The following is a 17354-nucleotide window of genomic DNA, read 5'->3' on the forward strand; positions in this document are numbered from 1 at the left end:
TGGTCCTGCATTCGATCCTGCGTTGGACATGAAATACACAGCAGGATGGCCCTGTGGCTAGTGCCGCGGACACTTCAGGCACAGGAATTCTATCGGGTCTACATCGGTCTTGACGTTCGATAGCGGTTGATCAGCCAGCCGGCGAGCAGGCCGAAAGCCGCGCCCGCCGCCTTGATCAGCGCGTCTCGCACTTCCGGATGGCGGGTCGGTTGCAGATATTGAAGCAGCTCGATGGCAAAGGCGGATGCGATGATGAAGGCCGTCGAAATCAGGAAATAACGGGGATAGGCCACGACGAAGAGGCAGGACAGCAGCGCAAACGCCAGCGCGCGGTCCACATTCACCGGCAGAACATCATGCGGGCGCAGGCCGATGGGAGAGACGGTTGCGAAAATAATGAAGGCAAGGGTCGACCAGGCCAGTATCTTGAAGAGCTTTTCCGACATGGTTCCGTGCTGGCTCGGGTTTTATCAGCGCTTAGTGACGGAAACCTGTGGCCAAGTAAAGGCGGAAGCTGCGACAGCGTTAATCGCAAGACTTGCGCCGGATCCCAACTCACCCGTTCACCCAGGCCATATCCTCGCGGGTCAGCTCGATATCGCGAAGCTCGCGGTTGACCAGGAAATGTTCGTTTTCTTCCGTTGTGATCGCCAATTCGACACTGGCATCGAAACGCTCCCGGAAGGCTTCGATGATTTCATCGACAATGACTTCCGGCGCCGAGGCACCGGCGGAAATGCCGAGCGTGCCTATCGTGCCGATGCTTTCCCAATCGATTTCGGAGGCCCGCTGAACCAGCAGAGACCGCGTGGCCCCTGCCCGCAGAGCAACCTCCACCAGCCGCTTCGAATTGGATGAATTCGGAGCACCGACAACGATGAAGAGATCGCAACCGGGTGCGGCCTGCTTCACGGCTTCCTGCCGGTTGGTGGTGGCATAGCAGATGCTGTCTGCCGAAGGCGCCGTCAGGTTTGGAAAACGCTCCTGCAGCTTGGCAATCACGCCCGCCGTATCATCGACCGAAAGCGTTGTCTGCGTCACATAGCCCAGATTGTCCGGATCCGATGGCTGGTAACCCTCGGCATCTTCCACGGTCTCGATCAGCGACACCGTTCCTTCCGGCAATTGCCCCATCGTGCCGATGACCTCCGGATGACCCGCATGGCCGATCAGCACGACGTGACGGCCAAGCCTCTGGTGGCGCATGGCCTGCTTGTGCACCTTAGACACCAGCGGACAGGTGGCATCGAGGTAGAAGAGATTGCGCGACTGCGCATCTTCCGGCACGGACTTCGGCACGCCATGGGCGGAAAACACCACGGGCTGATGCCGATGTTCCGCCGGGATCTCGTTCAGTTCCTCGACGAAGATGGCGCCCTTTGCCTCAAGCCCTTCCACGACATAGCGGTTATGGACGATTTCATGGCGCACGTAGACCGGGGCGCCATAACGCTTGAGGGCCAGAACCACGATCTGGATTGCCCGGTCCACTCCGGCGCAGAAGCCGCGCGGGCCGCACAGGCGGATCGTTAGCGGAGGACGGGAAACCTGCATGTTCATCGACAAACCTAGCCAGCAATCAGCACAAAAATCAGGGCGATGGCCGCCGGAAGCGCCTGAATGACGAAGATCTTCCTGGAAGCCGTTGCCCCTCCATATAGGCCAGCCACCAGCACACAGCCAATGAAAAATAGCTTGAGCTGATAGGCAACGCCAGCATCGGGATGGACAAGCGCCCAGAGAAGCCCTGCGGCCAGGAAGCCGTTGTAGAGACCCTGGTTGGCCGCCATGACCTTTGTTGCTTCTGCCCGCTCGGGCGTCAGGCCAAAGGCCTTTCGTCCCCTGGGCTTGGTCCAGAGAAACATTTCGAGCACAAGAATGTAGATGTGCTCAAGCGCAACCAGCGCAACCAGACTATTTGCAATAACAGACATTCAAATCCCCCTCATAAAACAATGATATGCAACACCGCGATTGCCCTTCACCGGCCAGTCGGATCATCCTTTCGACGACGGAACACCATGGCAAGCGAGACCCCGACAAGCGCCGCAGCAAGGCCGTACCAGGTGACCGCATATTGCAGATGGTTATTCGGCAATTCGAACTGCGTGACGCCCGCTTTCGGCCAGCCGCCCGGGGGCTGCACGGCATCATCCGCATCGACAAAGAAGGGCACCACATTTACCGGATCGAGGTTCGTGGACCGCACCATCGCTGTCCAGTCCTTCCAGTAGAAGATGTTCTTCTGCAGATCGTTATCCGGCACAAGCGAGGATGGCTTCCCCTCCAATCGGTTGCGAAGGTAACCGGTCAAGGCGACGGTCCCCTGCACCTCTCCCGCCTGCCGTTTGTCCGCCTGCTTCAGATCATAGGGCACGAACCCCCGGTTGACGAAGAGCTCCCGCCTATCGGCCAGTCGCAGCGGCGTGTAGACATAAAAACCCGTGCGGCCAGCATCCGTGGCAAAGAAATGCCGCTCCTTGGTGTGATCGAAGACACCTTCGACACGCACGCGCAGATATTCCTGATCCTGCCCGGTTTTCAGCGCCGTTTCGGCATCGACCAGTTCGACCGGCGCCGCCTGACGGCGGGCCTCCATTTGCGCCAGTAACTGCTCTTTCCAGTGAAGGCGCTGGACCTGCCAGGTGCCGAGCGACAACAGGATGGCGAGAGCGACCAGAACCAGCACGGCGGAAACGAGCTTGCGACGAGGCGACATGCGGGGCGGCAGCGAAGGGGACTGATCAGCCACGGTCTATGCTGCCTTCATGGGCACTGTGCTTGTATTGCAAGGCAATCAGGACGCCCTTCAACAAGCGCAGCGAGCCAAGGCAGATGACGATGGAAAACGGTGCCGTGACGATGAAATGCAGCCAGATGGACGGGTGAAAGGTGAATTCGAACCAGAGCGCAAACCCGACCACCACGAATCCGACCAGCAGCATCACGAAAACCGCCGGACCATCGCCTGAATCCGCAAAGGAGTAATCAAGGCCGCAATTGCCGCAGGCAGGCCGAACCTTCAACAGGCCATCAAACAGCCTGCCTTGACCACAGCGCGGACAGGAACCGGACAGGCCAGCGCGGATTGCATCTTGCGGCGGGTAATGGGCTTCATCCTGCATTGTCAATCTATCCGCTAACTTTGCCTATTGTCTGCACCGACGTTACCCGCAGCCAAGGCGTCTGTCCAAATGGAAAAGGGCGACCAGAGCCGCCCTTTGCACATTCAAGTGAAGCGTTGGCTCAATGAGCCAAGGGTGCTCCCCAACCACCCCAGATGTAGATGGTGAAGAACAGGAACAACCAGACCACGTCAACGAAGTGCCAATACCAGGCGGCGGCTTCAAATCCGAAATGCTTCTGCGGCGTAAAGCCACCGTTGACGGCGCGCAGCAGGCAAACGATCAGGAAGATCGTGCCGATCAGGACGTGGAAGCCGTGGAAGCCGGTGGCCATGAAGAAGGTTGCGCCATAGATCGAGTTCTTGAAGGCGAACGGAGCTTCGGCATATTCGTAACCCTGCACGAAGGAGAACAGAACGCCGAGCACCACGGTGAGCAGCAAACCGTTGATCAGGCCCTTGCGGTCATTGTGCAGCAAAGCATGGTGCGCCCAGGTGACGCAGGTGCCGGACAGAAGCAGGATGACCGTGTTGTAGAGCGGCAGATGCCAGGGATCCAGCACTTCGATGCCCTTCGGAGGCCACTGGCCGCCGGTTGCAAGAACGCGGCTCGCCTGGATCGCTTCGTTGGCATAGAGGCTGGCATCGAAGAAGGCCCAGAACCACGCCACGAAGAACATGACTTCAGAGGCGATGAACATGATCATGCCATAGCGCAGATGCAGCGAAACAACACGCGTATGGTGGCCTTCGCGGCCTTCCTTGATCGTATCAGCCCACCAGCCGATCATCGTGTAGATGACGATGGCCAGACCGATGAAGAACAGCCACGGCGTGGCAAGGTTCAGGCCGAACATCTTGAATTCACTACCATGCAGGTAGCGCATGAAGCCCACACCGCCGAAGGTGAGAACGAAAGCACCGATGGAGGCAAGCAACGGCCACGGGCTTGGATCAATGATGTGGTAATCGTGCTTTTTCTGATGTGCGTCTGCCATGTCGAAGTCCCCGGTCTTTCTCCTCAAGCCCCCGCGCCAGGCGGAGGAGCCCTCTCTTACAGTTTACGGCCCGTCTCGCCCGTCTTATCCTGCAAACCGGCAACCGGCTTGGCCCCCTGGCTTGGATAGAACGTGTAGGACAGCGTAATAGTTCTGATATTCTTGGTTTCTTCTGCCTTGGTGATCTCTGGATCAACGAAAAACACCACCGGCATTTCCAGAGTTTCGCCTGGCTTCAGGGTCGTTTCCGTGAAGCAGAAGCACTGGACCTTGTTGAAATAGGCACCCGCCTCCATGGGCGTGACATTGAACACGGCCGTTCCGGTTACCGGTGTCGGCGATTTGTTCGTTGCCTTGTAGGTGATCTGCACCGTTTCGCCGATCTTCGGCTCAACGGAATTCTGCACCGGCTTGAACTCCCAGTTCAGCCCGGACGACGTATTCGCGTCGAAGGTAACCTTGACCGTCTGATCGAGAACCGTATCGGAAAACTGCTCGACCCGCTGGGTGGTGCCGTTATAGCCGGTCACCTGGCAGAACAGGCGGTACAGGGGAACGGAGGCATAGGCGGCGCCCACCATGCCGGCCACGAACACGACACAGCCGACGAGGATCGAACTGTTGTTCACCCGGCGCTGCGCTGGCTTTGCGGCTTCAGTCATGTGGCATCCTCCTCCCTTGCGTTCATCTCAGCCCACGTGTCCGATCTTGATCAGCGTCACGATATAGAAGATGACCACGAGCGCGCCGAGCACCACGCCCAGCGCGATGTTGCGACCACGCCGGGACTTTTGCTGCTTTTCATTGAGCTTGATCGTTTCCATCAGAGCAGCCCTCCCATGGGACCGAAGATCGCGGCTGCAAAATGCGAAGCCAGCAGACCGCAGAAGATGACGAAGAGATAGAGCACCGAATAGGCAAACATCCGCTTTGCCTGTACCATCTTTTCGTCGCCATCCGGCATGCGCCAGACGGCGATGGAACAGAGAATGAAGATGGCCCCCAGGACGGCCGCGAAGGCCCCGTAGGCCCACCCAACCAGCCCGGTCAATGTCGGTGCGACGCCCACCAGAGCAGTCAGGACTGCATAGACGATCATCTGAAGCTTGGTGGACCGTTCGCCTGCAACATTCGGCATCATTGGGACGCCAACGGAGCCGTAATCGCGCATCTTGAAGAGAGCGAGTGCCCAGAAGTGCGCGGGCGTCCAGAGGAAAATGATAAGGAACAGCAGGACGCTGTCGAGGGAGACGCCGCCGGTGACGCAGGCCCAGCCAATCATGGGCGGAAACGCGCCGGATGCACCACCAATGACGATGTTCTGCGGGGTCGAGCGCTTGAGCCACATCGTATAGACGACGGCATAGAAGAAAATGGTGAAGGCCAGCAGGCCCGCGGCGAACCAGTTGACCACAAGGCCGAGGATCGCAACCGAGAATGTGGACAGCGTCAAGCCGAAGGCGAGCGCTTCCTGCGGCAGGATGCGGCCATCCGGGATCGGACGGCGCGCCGTGCGGCTCATGACCGCATCGATATCGGCATCATACCACATGTTGAGAGCGCCAGATGCGCCCGCGCCAACGGCGATGCACAGAATGGCAATGGCACCAATGAAGGGATTGATGTGGCCCGGAGCCAGCATAAGACCGGCAAAGGCTGTGAACACCACAAGCGACATCACGCGCGGCTTCAAGAGCTCGAAGAAATCGCGAGCGCCAGCTTCCGAGAGACGAACCTGATCGTCTCCTCCAAGGCCCGCGTGATGATCGACTGTGGTCATGTTTCAATCCTAACTCTACCGGAAGCGGCGCAGGGTTGCCGCGCCGCCTCTTATTCATCGCGCTTACTTGATGCGCGGCAGTTCTTCCCACTGGTGGAACGGCGGCGGCGAGGACAGCTGCCATTCCAGCGTGGTTGCACCTTCACCCCACGGGTTGTCACCGGCAACGCGCTTGCGCGCAAAGGCTTCCCAGATGCCGTAGAGGAACACCAGAACACCGACGAACGAGATGTAGGAACCGATGGAGGACACGTAGTTCCAGCCAGCGAAAGCATCCGGATAGTCGATGTAGCGGCGCGGCATGCCCGCAAGACCCAGGAAATGCTGCGGGAAGAACACGAGGTTCACGCCGACGAACATGACCCAGAAATGCAGGTTGCCGATCGCTTCGGAATACATGTAGCCGGTCATCTTCGGGAACCAGTAGTACCAGGCTGCGAAGATGGCGAAGACTGCGCCGAGCGACAGAACGTAGTGGAAGTGCGCGACGACGTAATAGGTGTCATGCAGAGAGCGGTCGAGACCGGCATTGGCCAACTGAACGCCCGTGACACCACCGACCGTAAACAGGAAGATGAAGCCGATCGCCCAGATCATCGGTGTGCGGAAGGTCAGCGAACCGCCCCACATCGTTGCGATCCAGGAGAAGATCTTCACGCCCGTCGGAACGGCGATGACCATGGTTGCGAACACGAAGTAGCGCTGCGCATCGAGCGACAGGCCGACCGTGTACATGTGGTGCGCCCAGACGATGAAGCCGACGGCGCCGATGGCAACCATGGCATAGGCCATTCCGAGATAACCGAAAACCGGCTTTCTGGAGAAGGTGGACACGATGTGGCTGATAATGCCGAAGCCGGGCAGGATCAGGATGTAGACTTCCGGATGACCGAAGAACCAGAACAGGTGCTGGTAGAGGATCGGGTCACCGCCACCTTCCGGCGCGAAGAAGGTCGTGCCGAAATTGCGGTCCGTCAGAAGCATGGTGATGCCACCTGCCAGAACCGGCAGGGACAGAAGCAACAGGAATGCCGTGACCAGAACGGACCAGGCAAACAGCGGCATCTTGTGCAGGGACATGCCCGGCGCGCGCATGTTCAGGATCGTGGTGATGAAGTTGATGGCACCGAGGATGGAAGACGCGCCCGAGACGTGAAGCGCGAAGATCGCCAGATCGACGGCCGGACCGGGCTGACCGGATGTCGCGAGCGGCGGATACATGGTCCAGCCACCGCCGACGCCGAACGCGCCTGCCGGACCTTCCACGAACATGGACAGGACGAGCAGCAGGAAGGCCGGGACGATGAGCCAGAAGGAGATGTTGTTCAGACGCGGAAACGCCATGTCCGGCGCGCCAATCATGATCGGGATCATCCAGTTGGCAAAGCCGCCGATGAGAGCGGGCATGACCATGAAGAAGATCATGATGAGCGCGTGGGCGGTGGTGAACACATTGTACATGTGCTTGCCGCCGTCGATGGCAGCATCACCCTGGAAGCCGTAGACCATGGATGCCAGACCGTGGAAGATCTGGATGCCAGGCTCCTGCAGCTCCATGCGCATGGCGACTGACATGAGGCCGCCGACAATGCCTGCCATGATCGCGAAGATCAGGTAGAGCGTGCCGATATCCTTGTGGTTGGTCGAGAAGAACCAGCGGGTAAAAAAGCCCGGCTTGTGATCGTGATGGTGATCATCGTGAGCATGCGCGCCGTGCGCGGCATGCTGATGATCATGTGCGGAAGGTCCAGCCATTGTCCCCACTCCCTTACTTGATTTCCGCGGAGGCCAGCTTCACGCCGGTCTTGGCATCGGTTGCAGCCATGAGTGCCTTGTTGGCGCCCTGCAGATCGCTGCCGGCCTTGGCCATCCATGCCTTGTACTGCTCGTCCGAGACGACGCGAATGGCGATCGGCATGTAGGCGTGATCCTTGCCGCAAAGCTCGGAGCACTGGCCGTAATAGAGGCCTTCCTTCTCGGCGCGGAACCAGGTTTCGTTCAGGCGGCCCGGGACGGCATCGATCTTGACACCGAAGGCTGGCATGGCGAAGGCGTGGATAACGTCCGTCGGAGCAGCCGTCACCAACATGCGCACGGTCTTGTTGACCGGCAGAACCAGCTCGTTATCGACGGCCAGCAGGCGCGGATAGACCTTTGGATCAACCTTGCCCGTTGCCGCGCGATCGGTTTCCTTCAGCATGTAGCTGTCAAAACCAACCGGATTTTCGGAGCCCTGGTATTCATAGGACCACAGCCACTGCGTTGCCGTTGCCTTGACCGTCACGTCCGGATTTTCAGGAATGGTGAGCTGCGCGTTCAGAAGGTTGAACGACGGAATCGCAAGGAAAAGGAGAATGACGACCGGACCGAGGGTCCAGGCTACTTCGATTGCGGTATTGTGGCTCGTCTTGGATGGCACCGGATTGACGCTGGCGCGGAACTTCATCACGACCCAGACAAGAAGCGCCAGCACGAACAGGGTGATCGGCACGATGAACCAGAGGCTGTAGTGCGAAAACCACCGGATTTCATGCATGATCGGCGATGCTGCCTGCTGAAGATCAAGCTGCCACGGCACAGGTTGATCCGCCCCTGCCCCCGAGGCAAAGAGCAGACAGATCGTCGCAGCCAAGGCTGCATAGGCTCTGTTCATCGATTTCTCTCCCCTTGCGTTTGATCTAGATCAGACCACAACGCAAATTCCCTAGCTATAGACCTCCGGTTCAACCACAGAATCACGCCTGCCGCAATATCCGTGAAGGGGGTTGCGGGCGCTTGTTCGTGCGGCATTTTTGCCCAGAATCAATTTTAACCACAAAAGAGCCCGGAATTGCTGGCTTCCGGTTCGCTCCCCATTTTCGCCGCAGTCGCTTGAAATTACGAGAGGGCTTTTCATTCCCGCTCCCCGGCGACAAGAATAGCGCGACTGATTCGTTTGAGAGGTTTTCATGAAATTCCCGACCCTGCGCGCCGCCACAATGGCCGCACTGTTGCCCTTGGCGCTTGCGGCGCAGCTCGTGGCAGAGCCCGTCCAGGCCCAGACGTCATCGGGAGACAAGCAACCTCGTCCCACGCAGTCGCAGGCTCCAGCGCCGGCGCAACCGGCGCCAGCTTCCCCGTCTGCCGGTTCCGCGCCGAGAACCTCCCCTCCTCAGACTGGCTCGCCGGCAGCACCCGGCACCGTGCGCGAGAGCCATGGCGCCTGGTCGATCCTATGCGACAAGCCCGCGGGTTCTTCCGTCGAACAATGTGCGATGATGCAGAACGTCATCGCCGATGATCGCCCGGAAGTCGGCCTGTCCGTCGTCGTGCTGAAGACCGTGGACCGCAAGGCCCGCATTCTGCGCATCCTCGCGCCGCTCGGCGTTCTTCTGAAGGACGGCATGGATCTCTTCGTCGACGGCAACAATATCGGTCGCGCCTATTTCACGCGCTGCTTCTCCGAAGGGTGCTATGTGGAAGTCGAAATCGACGACGAGTTGATGAAGATCCTCAGGGCTGGCAAGAACGCAGTTTTCGCGCTTCGGGAATCCGTTGATCAAGATCGCGTCGGCATTCCGATCGAGCTGTCCGGTTTTGCCCAGGGCTACGACGCCCTGCCTTGAACCATACTCGTTCCGCTGACTTTTTCTTGCGCGTTCGCGAGTGTGCTCCTACATCGAAGTCCAGGCCGACCGTCTGGATCGGCGAAGGAGTTAATCATGACCACCGACCTTATCAATCTGTTCGATTGCGATGAAACGCGCTTGCGCGCCATGCTCTCCGAAGCGCTGAGCGGCGCGGATGATGGCGAGCTTTTCATCGAGCATGCGCAGGCGGAAGCGCTGACCTTCGATAACGGGCGGCTTAAGGGCGGTTCCTTCAATACAGACCAGGGTTTCGGCCTTCGGGCCGTGGCAGGCGAAGCAGTGGGCTATGCGCATGCGGGCGAACTCTCGGCCTCGGCATTGACGCGTGCCGCCGATGCGGTGAAGGCGGTGACGCGCGGCTATGCAGGCACCTATTCCGCGGCACCGCAACGCACCAACAAAAAGCTTTATGGCGACGAAAACCCGATCGGCTCTCCCACCTTCGAAGAGAAGGTGAAGCTTCTGACCGAGATCGACGCTTACCTGCGCAACAAGGATCCGAAGGTCAGGCAGGTGACCGCCTCGGTTGCGGCAAGCTGGCAGGTCGTCAATATTCTGCGCGCTGACGGTCATCTGGTTACGGATGTCCGCCCGATGACGCGCGTCAATATTTCGGTGGTTGTCGGCGAAGGCGATCGCCAGGAAAGCGGATCGTCCGGCAAAGGCGGTCGCATCGGTCTCACGGATTTTCTGCTGAACGGCAACTGGCAACAGGGCGCCGATGAGGCGCTGCGGCAGGCCCTGACCAATCTGGAAGCGATCGACGCACCGGCTGGCACCATGGATGTCGTCCTGAGTTCCGGCTGGCCGGGCGTGATGCTGCACGAAGCTGTCGGCCACGGCCTGGAAGGTGATTTCAACCGCAAGAAAACCTCCGCTTTTGCCGGGCTTCTGGGCCAGATGGTAGCCGCACCCGGCGTGACCGTCGTGGACGATGGGACAATCGACAACCGTCGCGGTTCGATCACCGTCGACGACGAAGGCACGCCGTCGGCCTACAATGTGCTGATCGAAAAGGGCAAGCTCGTCGGCTATATGCAGGACCGGCAGAATGCCCGGCTGATGGGCATGAGCCCCACCGGCAATGGCCGCCGCCAGGGCTACGCCTACCAGCCCATGCCGCGCATGACCAACACCTACATGCTGGGTGGAGACAAGACGCCGGAAGAAATCATCGCCTCGGTCAAGAAGGGCATTTATGCCGTTTCCTTCGGCGGCGGACAGGTGGACATCACTTCCGGCAAGTTCGTGTTCGATTGCACGGAAGCCTATCTCATCGAGAACGGCAAGGTTGGTCCCGCCATCAAGGGCGCAATGCTGATCGGCAACGGACCGGATGCCATGCAGCGCGTTTCCATGGTCGGAAACGACACCAAACTGGATACCGGGATCGGCAATTGCGGCAAGGCAGGTCAATGGGTGCCAGTCGGCGTGGGCCAGCCGCATCTGCGCATGGATCAGGTCACGGTCGGCGGTACGAAGGCGTGAAAGAGTGATGAACGAAAACGCGCTGGTGCCTGAACTGGCGGTTTTCGACTGGTCCGTCAGCCGCGACTTCTACGTTGAGCTCATAGGCTTTGATGTTCTCTATGAACGAGCAGAGGAAGGTTTCAGCTTTCTGACACTCGGCACAGCGCAACTGATGATCGACCAGATCGGTCTGGGTCGGACTTTTGGAAATGAAGGCGCGCCGCTCGAACGGCCTCTCGGACGCGGCATGAACCTGCAGATCCGGGTCAGCTCAATTCAGCCGATCCTAAATCGTCTGGCCAAATTGCACTATCCGTTGTATCTGGCCCCGGAAGAAAAGTGGTATCGCCGTAACGATCAAGAGCTTGGACAGAAGCAATTCATCGTTGCCGATCCCGATGGCTATCTGCTTCGCCTGTTCGAAGAATCAGGAACAAGGCCGATCTCGCCCTGAACCAGACACACGCGACCAGGCAAAGTTGATCTTATGCATCTATCCCTCCCCCGCCCTCCGAAAGCCGTCATCTTTGATATGGACGGCCTGCTGCTCGATACCGAAGTGCTGTATCGCCAGTCGATCATTTCGGCTGCGGCCCATCACGACCTGCCGATTGGTCCCTCGATCTACGAAGGCATGCTGGGGCGGCCGTGGATCAGTATCGCCGATCTGCTACGTGAGCATTACGGCACGGACTTCGATGCCGATGCCTTCCGTCAGGTCTGGCTTGCCCATTTCGACCTCCTGACGGAAACCGAACTGCGCCTGAAGGCAGGCGTGAGCGAGCTTCTGGATGTACTTGACGCGCTTGAACTTCCGCGCGCCGTTTGTACCTCGTCGGCGCATTTCCAGGTCGAACATCATCTGGGGACGCTGGGTATTCTGGATCGCTTCCATCATGTCATCGCACAGGGCGACTATCCGCGTGGGAAGCCGCATCCCGAACCCTATCTGGCGGCTGCCGCGCGCATCGGGGTCGATCCTGCCGACTGCCTGGCGCTTGAGGATTCCTACAATGGCATCCGAAGCGCGGCCAGCGCCGGGATGATGGCTGTCATGGTGCCTGATCTTCTGCAGCCGACCGATGATATCCGTGCGATCTGCACGCAGGTGGCGGAAAGCCTTGTGCATTGCTGTGCGTTCTTCGATCAGCATCCGGCGCGCCAGACTGCACGGACGGCTTAGCGCTGCTTTTCTTCATGCGGGCTTTTGTGGCTTGAAGCGCCACTTGCGCTCTATGGCTGCTGACAGATCAAGTCCGTGACGGTGCACCAGCAGGAAAACATGGCCAATCACATCTGCTGCTTCATCCGCCAGATCAAGTCGGATCTCTTCAGGCGTGCGCCCTTTTGCTCGTCCGCGTCCGGTTGCCCTGTTATAAGCCTGCGTGAGTTCTCCAACCTCCTCATGCAGTTTCAGCATGAACCAATCATCATCCCGATGAAGACCATTGGCCTCAGCATAGGCGGCGGAAGCACGCTCAAACCGGGCGGCTAAATCATCCAACATATCGTTCCCTTTCCGTTCACAAGAACATGTTGGCAACATTTCGATTCTGCAAGTTAATTTTCTTTGATTGACAAAGACTTCGGAAACCGGGCTCATTGCGCATCATTTTTATCGTGATGCGGTCTGATGCTAGATAATTTTCTTATCAATCACCCTCTACAGCAGATTCTTCTTCTCAGTTTCGTCGCGCTCGTAGCAGGAACGGCGCGTGGCTTTTCGGGCTTTGGCGGCGGCCTGATCTTCGTGCCGCTGGCAAGTGCGCTGGCCTCGCCACAGGTGGCGGCGCCGGTTCTTCTGATCGTCGATGCCGTGATGACCGTCGGCATGCTGCCGGATGCCATTCGTCGCGCCAACCGTCGGGAGGTGGGCATGGTGGCCATCGGTGCACTGGTGGGCGTTCCCACGGGAACCGTGCTGCTGGCCTATGCGCCGTCCCTCTTCCTGCGCTGGTGCATTGCGGCCATCGTGCTTGGCCTGCTTGCCTTCCTGATCAGCGGATGGCGCTACCAGGGCAAACCGAAAACAGGCTTGAGCATTGGCACCGGATTGATCGCCGGTCTTTTCGGTGGCGTCGCACAACTCTCAGGTCCACCGGTTGTGGCCTATTGGCTGGGCGGTGCCATTCCCGCCGCACGGGTTCGGGCAAATCTCGTGGCCTATTTTGCCCTTTCAACCATCATCACCACGGTCTCCTATGTCAGCGCAGGACTGCTGACACTGGACGTCGTGCTGGTCTCCTGCGTTGCAGGCCCAGGCTACGGGCTTGGTATTCTGCTTGGATCGCGACTGTTCGGTCTGGCGGACGAGAAAACGTTCCGCCGCATCTGCCTGGCATTGATCGGTGCAGCGGGAGTGATCAGCCTGCCGGTTCTCGACAGCATCCTCCGGTAGAAACCGCGCAATTCGTTTCAGTTTCAGACGGTGATTTTTAGAAGTGCTTAACGGTTGACGCGCTAGCGTGTCCACGACAAAGGCGAGAACCGGATCAACAATCAGATGAGCGTATTGTTACAGGCCATTTGGCGCCGTAGCGTCAAGCGCGCAATGATTGCCGGCGGCCTGGAAGCGGCTTACGTGCTGGCTAACCTTGGTGTCCTGCGCACTGCGCGTGGGCATGGCGCCATCTTTACGCTGCATCATGTGCGGCCTCATGCACCGCGCATCGTAGAACCCAATGCCCATCTGGAAATCACGCCAGAATTTCTGGATCAGGCGCTGAGCCGACTGAAGGAAGAAAGCTACGATTTCATCCCGCTTTCAAAGGTTCCGGCCCGCCTTGCAAACCCGAGTGAGAGGCCCTTCGCCTGCTTTACGCTGGATGATGGCTATAGCAACAATGCCGATCACGCCCTGCCCGTCTTCGAACGCCATGGCGCACCGTTCACGATCTTCATCAACGAAGGTTTCGCGGATCGCACGCATACGATCTGGTGGGAAACGGTGGCGGCGCTGATCAACCAGGAAAGCCGGATCCGCTTCGATTTCGGTGATGGCGAGGAAGAGATCAGGCTGTCCTGCCCAAAGAGCAAGCTCGATGCCTTCGACCGCTTCGCCCGTTTCATGCAGAAGGATTGCGAGGCCCAGGCGGTAAAGCGTCTCGATGACGCAGCACGAGGCTACGGGATCGAGCCTTTGGCGATCACGGAGGCCCTCACGATGGACCGGGCGCAGTTGTGCGCGCTTGCCCGGCACCCGCTTGCCTCGCTCGGCGCGCATACGGTCAGCCATCGCGCCCTGATGCGGCTTTCGCCGGACGTTGCAGGCCACGAGATGCGGCGCTCCGCCGATTGGCTGGAAGAGGTGACTGGCACGCGGCCCACCACCATTGCCTATCCTTATGGTACGAAATCAGCCGTTTCGGAGCGAGACCAGCGTCTCGCCCGCGAACTCGGTTTTTCAGTCGCAGTCACCACCCAGCCCGGCACGCTGGGCCCCGACAGCCTTGAGAGGCTGACGGGGTTGCCACGCATTTCGCTCAATGGCTTCTATCAGGAGCCGCGTTACGTCGCGGCCCTTGCTTCCGGCATCCCCTTCGCAATCTCGCGCGCGGCGTGACACGTCTCAGAGAGACAGGTGTCAGGGATACATGCGGACCTTTTCCCAGCCCTCGCCCGCTCGCCGGAACTCCACGCGATCATGCAGCCGGAACTGGCGATCATGCCAGAATTCGATAGAGGTCGGCTCTATACGGAAGCCCGACCAGTAGGGTGGGCGCGGTATCTCGCCGATTGCGAACTTGGCCGTATATTCCGCAACGGCCTTCTCCAGCGCGAAGCGGCCCTCCAGCGGCCGTGACTGCTTCGACGCCCAGGCACCGATGCGACTGCCACGTGCGCGAGAGGCATAATAGGCATCCGCTTCTTCATCGGAAACGACTGTTACCGGACCGCGGACGCGCACCTGGCGGCGCAGCGATTTCCAGTGAAAGCACATGGCCGCCTTTTTCTGACCCAGAATTTCCTGTCCCTTCTGGCTTTCAAAGTTCGTGTAGAAAACGAAACCTCGCTCATCCAGACCTTTCAGGAGGACCATGCGAACATTTGGCAGACCATCCTGATCGACAGTGCCCAGTGCAGTGGCGTTCGGATCATTGATCTCCGAGGCCTCGGCATCCTTCAACCACTTGGCAAAAAGCTCAAAGGGCTCGCTCTCCTGGGTGAAGTCACCGCTTGTTAACCGTTCTTGCGACATATTGACTAAAATGCTCCCGATCTGATCGAATGCAGCCCTAGAATCTTTCCGTGATTGGACGCAAGGTGGCAGTGACGCACAAGACAATCAACCGCACCCCCGGCACTTCGTTGCGTTCGGTCCAGACTGCAATTCTCGTTGTTATGGCATGCGCTTTGGCTGGTTGCACTACGGGTGCCATGGATCTTTTCGGATCCACGCCGAAGGTGGATCGAACCCTTTCTACGGCCACTGTACCTACCCGGACCACCGAATCAGTGTCGGATGAAAAAACGGTGCTGAACGCCGTTTCCTCTGCGGATCTGGTCAAGCTCGGCTCCTCGCCCCTGCCCTGGGCGAACACATCGACGGGAAGCGCCGGTGTCGTTTCCGAAATTCACGAGGTCAATCTCAACAGCCAGGTGTGCCGCCAGTTTCTGACGACCCGCCATTCCTATGAAGGAATTGCGCGCATGCGCGGCAATGCGTGCCTAGTCGGCACGGAATGGACCATGACCTCGTTCGCTCCGCAGACGAACTGAACAATCCGCCAACAGCGCCAGACGCTTACCTTGGGTTAAGCTTAATGCGGTTTTCACTTTTCTCTTAAAAGCATCTTTAGAAACTCAGCCTCTATCGTCGTGCTCAACATCGCGGATTACTCTTCTGGCCGAACGGAACCCAAAGGGCAAAACGTGAGTTGAATGGAGGAATGCTCGCGCCTGGCGCGAGCCTTTGCAGCGAACCGGTGGCGAAAGATGCGTGACCCTTATTCCCTTCTCGGCGTCAAGAGAGACGCAGGAGCCGACGAGATCAAGGCAGCATGGCGATCCAAGGCGAAGTCGCTGCACCCCGATCATAATCAGGACGACCCGACCGCGGCCAAGCGCTTTACGGAGGTCGGTCAGGCCTATGATCTCTTGAAGGATCCCGAGCGCCGGCGCCGCTTCGACCAGAGCTTTGACACTCAACAGACGATCATGCAACAGCGCGAAGCCGCACGGCAGGCGGAGGAACGGGCCAAGGCGGCCCGCGCGCGCGCCGAAGCGGTGATGGAAGAGCTTGCCCGCGCCAATGCCCAGCGTGCACAGGCACAAGCGCAGCAACAGGCCCAGAACCAGGCAGGTGCTGCATCCGAGCCGGCCGAAGACATGGTCGAACGCATTTTCGGCAGCGGCGCCCAGCGCGCGGCAGCCGGCGGCGGCGGTTCCTATCGCGCCCAGCAGCAATCCACTGCGCAAGGCAGCCAGCATCCGGGTCAGCAGTCGGCGGGTCAGCAGTCGTCTGGACCCAAGCCCAATGCCCAGCAGCAGGCACAGGCCTCTTCCGGGGCCCGGGCTTCCGACCCTTCGCAAGATCAGGCCAGCAAAGCCGAGCCGGATGAAAAGCCGGAAGCTCCGAAGCCCGCGACCCCTCTGCCGCTTCAGGCCATCGAACTCATTTCGACGCTCGTTCGTCGTATCCGCGGCGAAGTACCACCGCCGGAAAAAGCGCCCGATCTCACAGTGACGGCGAGCGTCTCGCTTGAGGACCTGCTTGAACTGAAGCCATCGCAGGTAACCCTCTCCGACGAGCGCGAGGTGCGGTTTGCGCTGGAGCCCGGCATGAGCGACGGGCATGTGCTGCGCCTCAAGGGCCAGGGCCTGCGGTTGCCGAACATGCAGCGGGGCGATCTCGTTGTCACGCTTCAAGTTCGTAAAGACAATCGTTTCCGCCTCGAGGAATTCGACCTCCATACCGTTCTTCCCATCAAGCTTGAAGACGCTGTGCTAGGTGGAGAGGCCGAGGTCGAGACCCCAGGCGGCATTGTTCCCGTATCCATTCCGGCCTGGACCGGCTCCGACCAGACCGCAAGGCTGGAAGGACTGGGGCTACAGAAGGAAGACGGCAGCCGCGGTGATCTGGTGGTGGAGTTCCGCGTGCTTCTCTGGGAGAAGCCCGATGACAAGGTCATCGATCTCATGCGGCACATGCGCTACGGATTATTTGTGTAACGGAGATATGACGTTATCCACGGCACATCCGGCGACAAAGGCCCGTCATCGCCGCGAAATCGCAGCCCTATTTGCCCAGCATGCCTGAATGCACGCCGTGTTACGGAAGCTTACAGGAGATGATCTGCCTTGTGCTTGAACCCGCGGGCGGCCTATGCCATAGGCAAACTCCAAATTAGCTT

21 protein-coding genes are annotated in these 17354 nt (G+C 59.3%); 8 read left to right on the forward strand and 13 right to left on the reverse strand.

Annotated elements, in window-relative coordinates; translation table 11 throughout:
- Positions 1 to 98: 98 nt before the first annotated feature.
- The 11 genes from ASD54_RS02580 to coxB form a co-directional block, all read right to left on the reverse strand.
- Positions 99 to 446, reverse strand: coding sequence for a VanZ family protein (locus ASD54_RS02580; RefSeq protein WP_062553011.1), 348 nt, complete (start codon positions 444 to 446; stop codon positions 99 to 101).
- A gap of 109 nt (positions 447 to 555) precedes the next feature.
- On the reverse strand, positions 556 to 1560 hold the full coding sequence (ispH, locus tag ASD54_RS02585; protein ID WP_062553248.1) for a 4-hydroxy-3-methylbut-2-enyl diphosphate reductase: 1005 nt from the start codon (positions 1558 to 1560) through the stop codon (positions 556 to 558).
- 8 nt (positions 1561 to 1568) lie between these two features.
- Positions 1569 to 1934, reverse strand: coding sequence for a DUF1304 domain-containing protein (locus ASD54_RS02590; protein WP_062553012.1), 366 nt, complete (start codon positions 1932 to 1934; stop codon positions 1569 to 1571).
- Between the two features lie 47 nt (positions 1935 to 1981).
- Positions 1982 to 2719: an SURF1 family protein gene (locus ASD54_RS02595; protein ID WP_062553249.1), complete on the reverse strand. Its 738-nt coding sequence runs from the start codon at positions 2717 to 2719 to the stop codon at positions 1982 to 1984.
- A 25-nt stretch (positions 2720 to 2744) separates the two neighbouring features.
- The gene (locus tag ASD54_RS02600; RefSeq protein ID WP_062553013.1) at positions 2745 to 3125 is read right to left on the reverse strand and encodes a DUF983 domain-containing protein; all 381 of its coding nucleotides are present in this window, start codon (positions 3123 to 3125) and stop codon (positions 2745 to 2747) included.
- A gap of 121 nt (positions 3126 to 3246) precedes the next feature.
- A complete protein-coding gene (locus ASD54_RS02605) occupies positions 3247 to 4122 on the reverse strand; it encodes a cytochrome c oxidase subunit 3 (protein ID WP_062553014.1) in 876 nt (291 codons plus the stop codon).
- A gap of 56 nt (positions 4123 to 4178) precedes the next feature.
- Positions 4179 to 4784, reverse strand: a complete 606-nt coding sequence (locus ASD54_RS02610; protein ID WP_062553015.1) for a cytochrome c oxidase assembly protein — start codon at positions 4782 to 4784, stop codon at positions 4179 to 4181.
- A 27-nt stretch (positions 4785 to 4811) separates the two neighbouring features.
- Complete coding sequence (locus ASD54_RS27390) at positions 4812 to 4946, reverse strand: hypothetical protein (RefSeq protein WP_062553016.1); 135 nt, start codon at positions 4944 to 4946, stop codon at positions 4812 to 4814.
- Positions 4946 to 5902 carry a heme o synthase gene (locus tag ASD54_RS02620; protein WP_062553017.1) on the reverse strand — a complete coding sequence of 319 codons (957 nt, stop codon included), beginning with the start codon at positions 5900 to 5902 and terminating at the stop codon, positions 4946 to 4948. The genes ASD54_RS27390 and ASD54_RS02620 overlap by 1 nt, the downstream gene beginning before the upstream one ends.
- A 63-nt stretch (positions 5903 to 5965) precedes the next feature.
- Positions 5966 to 7657 carry a cytochrome c oxidase subunit I gene (ctaD, locus tag ASD54_RS02625; protein ID WP_062553018.1) on the reverse strand — a complete coding sequence of 564 codons (1692 nt, stop codon included), beginning with the start codon at positions 7655 to 7657 and terminating at the stop codon, positions 5966 to 5968.
- 13 nt (positions 7658 to 7670) lie between these two features.
- On the reverse strand, positions 7671 to 8555 hold the full coding sequence (gene coxB, locus ASD54_RS02630) for a cytochrome c oxidase subunit II (protein ID WP_062553019.1): 885 nt from the start codon (positions 8553 to 8555) through the stop codon (positions 7671 to 7673).
- Positions 8556 to 8850: 295 nt separating this feature from the next.
- Between coxB and ASD54_RS02635 the strand changes: the two genes are divergently transcribed.
- From ASD54_RS02635 to ASD54_RS02650, 4 genes are all read left to right on the forward strand, one after another.
- Positions 8851 to 9507: an invasion associated locus B family protein gene (locus ASD54_RS02635; protein WP_062553020.1), complete on the forward strand. Its 657-nt coding sequence runs from the start codon at positions 8851 to 8853 to the stop codon at positions 9505 to 9507.
- A 96-nt stretch (positions 9508 to 9603) separates the two neighbouring features.
- A complete protein-coding gene (gene tldD, locus ASD54_RS02640; protein ID WP_062553021.1) occupies positions 9604 to 11019 on the forward strand; it encodes a metalloprotease TldD in 1416 nt (471 codons plus the stop codon).
- 7 nt (positions 11020 to 11026) lie between these two features.
- Complete coding sequence (locus ASD54_RS02645) at positions 11027 to 11455, forward strand: VOC family protein (RefSeq protein WP_062553022.1); 429 nt, start codon at positions 11027 to 11029, stop codon at positions 11453 to 11455.
- Positions 11456 to 11488: 33 nt separating this feature from the next.
- A complete protein-coding gene (locus ASD54_RS02650; RefSeq protein WP_062553023.1) occupies positions 11489 to 12184 on the forward strand; it encodes an HAD family phosphatase in 696 nt (231 codons plus the stop codon).
- 12 nt (positions 12185 to 12196) lie between these two features.
- Here ASD54_RS02650 and ASD54_RS02655 read toward each other — a convergent pair whose 3' ends face one another.
- Entirely contained in the window at positions 12197 to 12508 is a 312-nt protein-coding gene (locus ASD54_RS02655) for a pyrophosphatase (protein ID WP_062553024.1), read from the reverse strand.
- A 126-nt stretch (positions 12509 to 12634) separates the two neighbouring features.
- Here ASD54_RS02655 and ASD54_RS02660 point away from each other — a divergent pair, with 126 nt between their 5' ends.
- Positions 12635 to 13399 carry a sulfite exporter TauE/SafE family protein gene (locus ASD54_RS02660; protein ID WP_062553025.1) on the forward strand — a complete coding sequence of 255 codons (765 nt, stop codon included), beginning with the start codon at positions 12635 to 12637 and terminating at the stop codon, positions 13397 to 13399.
- A gap of 105 nt (positions 13400 to 13504) precedes the next feature.
- Positions 13505 to 14563, forward strand: coding sequence for a polysaccharide deacetylase family protein (locus ASD54_RS02665; protein WP_062553026.1), 1059 nt, complete (start codon positions 13505 to 13507; stop codon positions 14561 to 14563).
- A 21-nt stretch (positions 14564 to 14584) separates the two neighbouring features.
- Here the strand turns inward: ASD54_RS02665 and pdxH are convergent, their stop codons facing one another.
- Positions 14585 to 15199 carry a pyridoxamine 5'-phosphate oxidase gene (pdxH, locus tag ASD54_RS02670; RefSeq protein WP_062553027.1) on the reverse strand — a complete coding sequence of 205 codons (615 nt, stop codon included), beginning with the start codon at positions 15197 to 15199 and terminating at the stop codon, positions 14585 to 14587.
- A 50-nt stretch (positions 15200 to 15249) separates the two neighbouring features.
- Here pdxH and ASD54_RS02675 point away from each other — a divergent pair, with 50 nt between their 5' ends.
- Both ASD54_RS02675 and ASD54_RS02680 read left to right on the forward strand, forming a co-directional pair.
- Positions 15250 to 15720 carry an RT0821/Lpp0805 family surface protein gene (locus tag ASD54_RS02675; protein ID WP_244484636.1) on the forward strand — a complete coding sequence of 157 codons (471 nt, stop codon included), beginning with the start codon at positions 15250 to 15252 and terminating at the stop codon, positions 15718 to 15720.
- Positions 15721 to 15936: 216 nt separating this feature from the next.
- The gene (locus ASD54_RS02680; RefSeq protein WP_062553251.1) at positions 15937 to 17172 is read left to right on the forward strand and encodes a DnaJ C-terminal domain-containing protein; all 1236 of its coding nucleotides are present in this window, start codon (positions 15937 to 15939) and stop codon (positions 17170 to 17172) included.
- Positions 17173 to 17354 lie beyond the last annotated feature (182 nt).

Source organism: Rhizobium sp. Root149 (assembly GCF_001427345.1).
GTDB classification, from domain to species: domain Bacteria; phylum Pseudomonadota; class Alphaproteobacteria; order Rhizobiales; family Rhizobiaceae; genus Neorhizobium; species Neorhizobium rhizoryzae.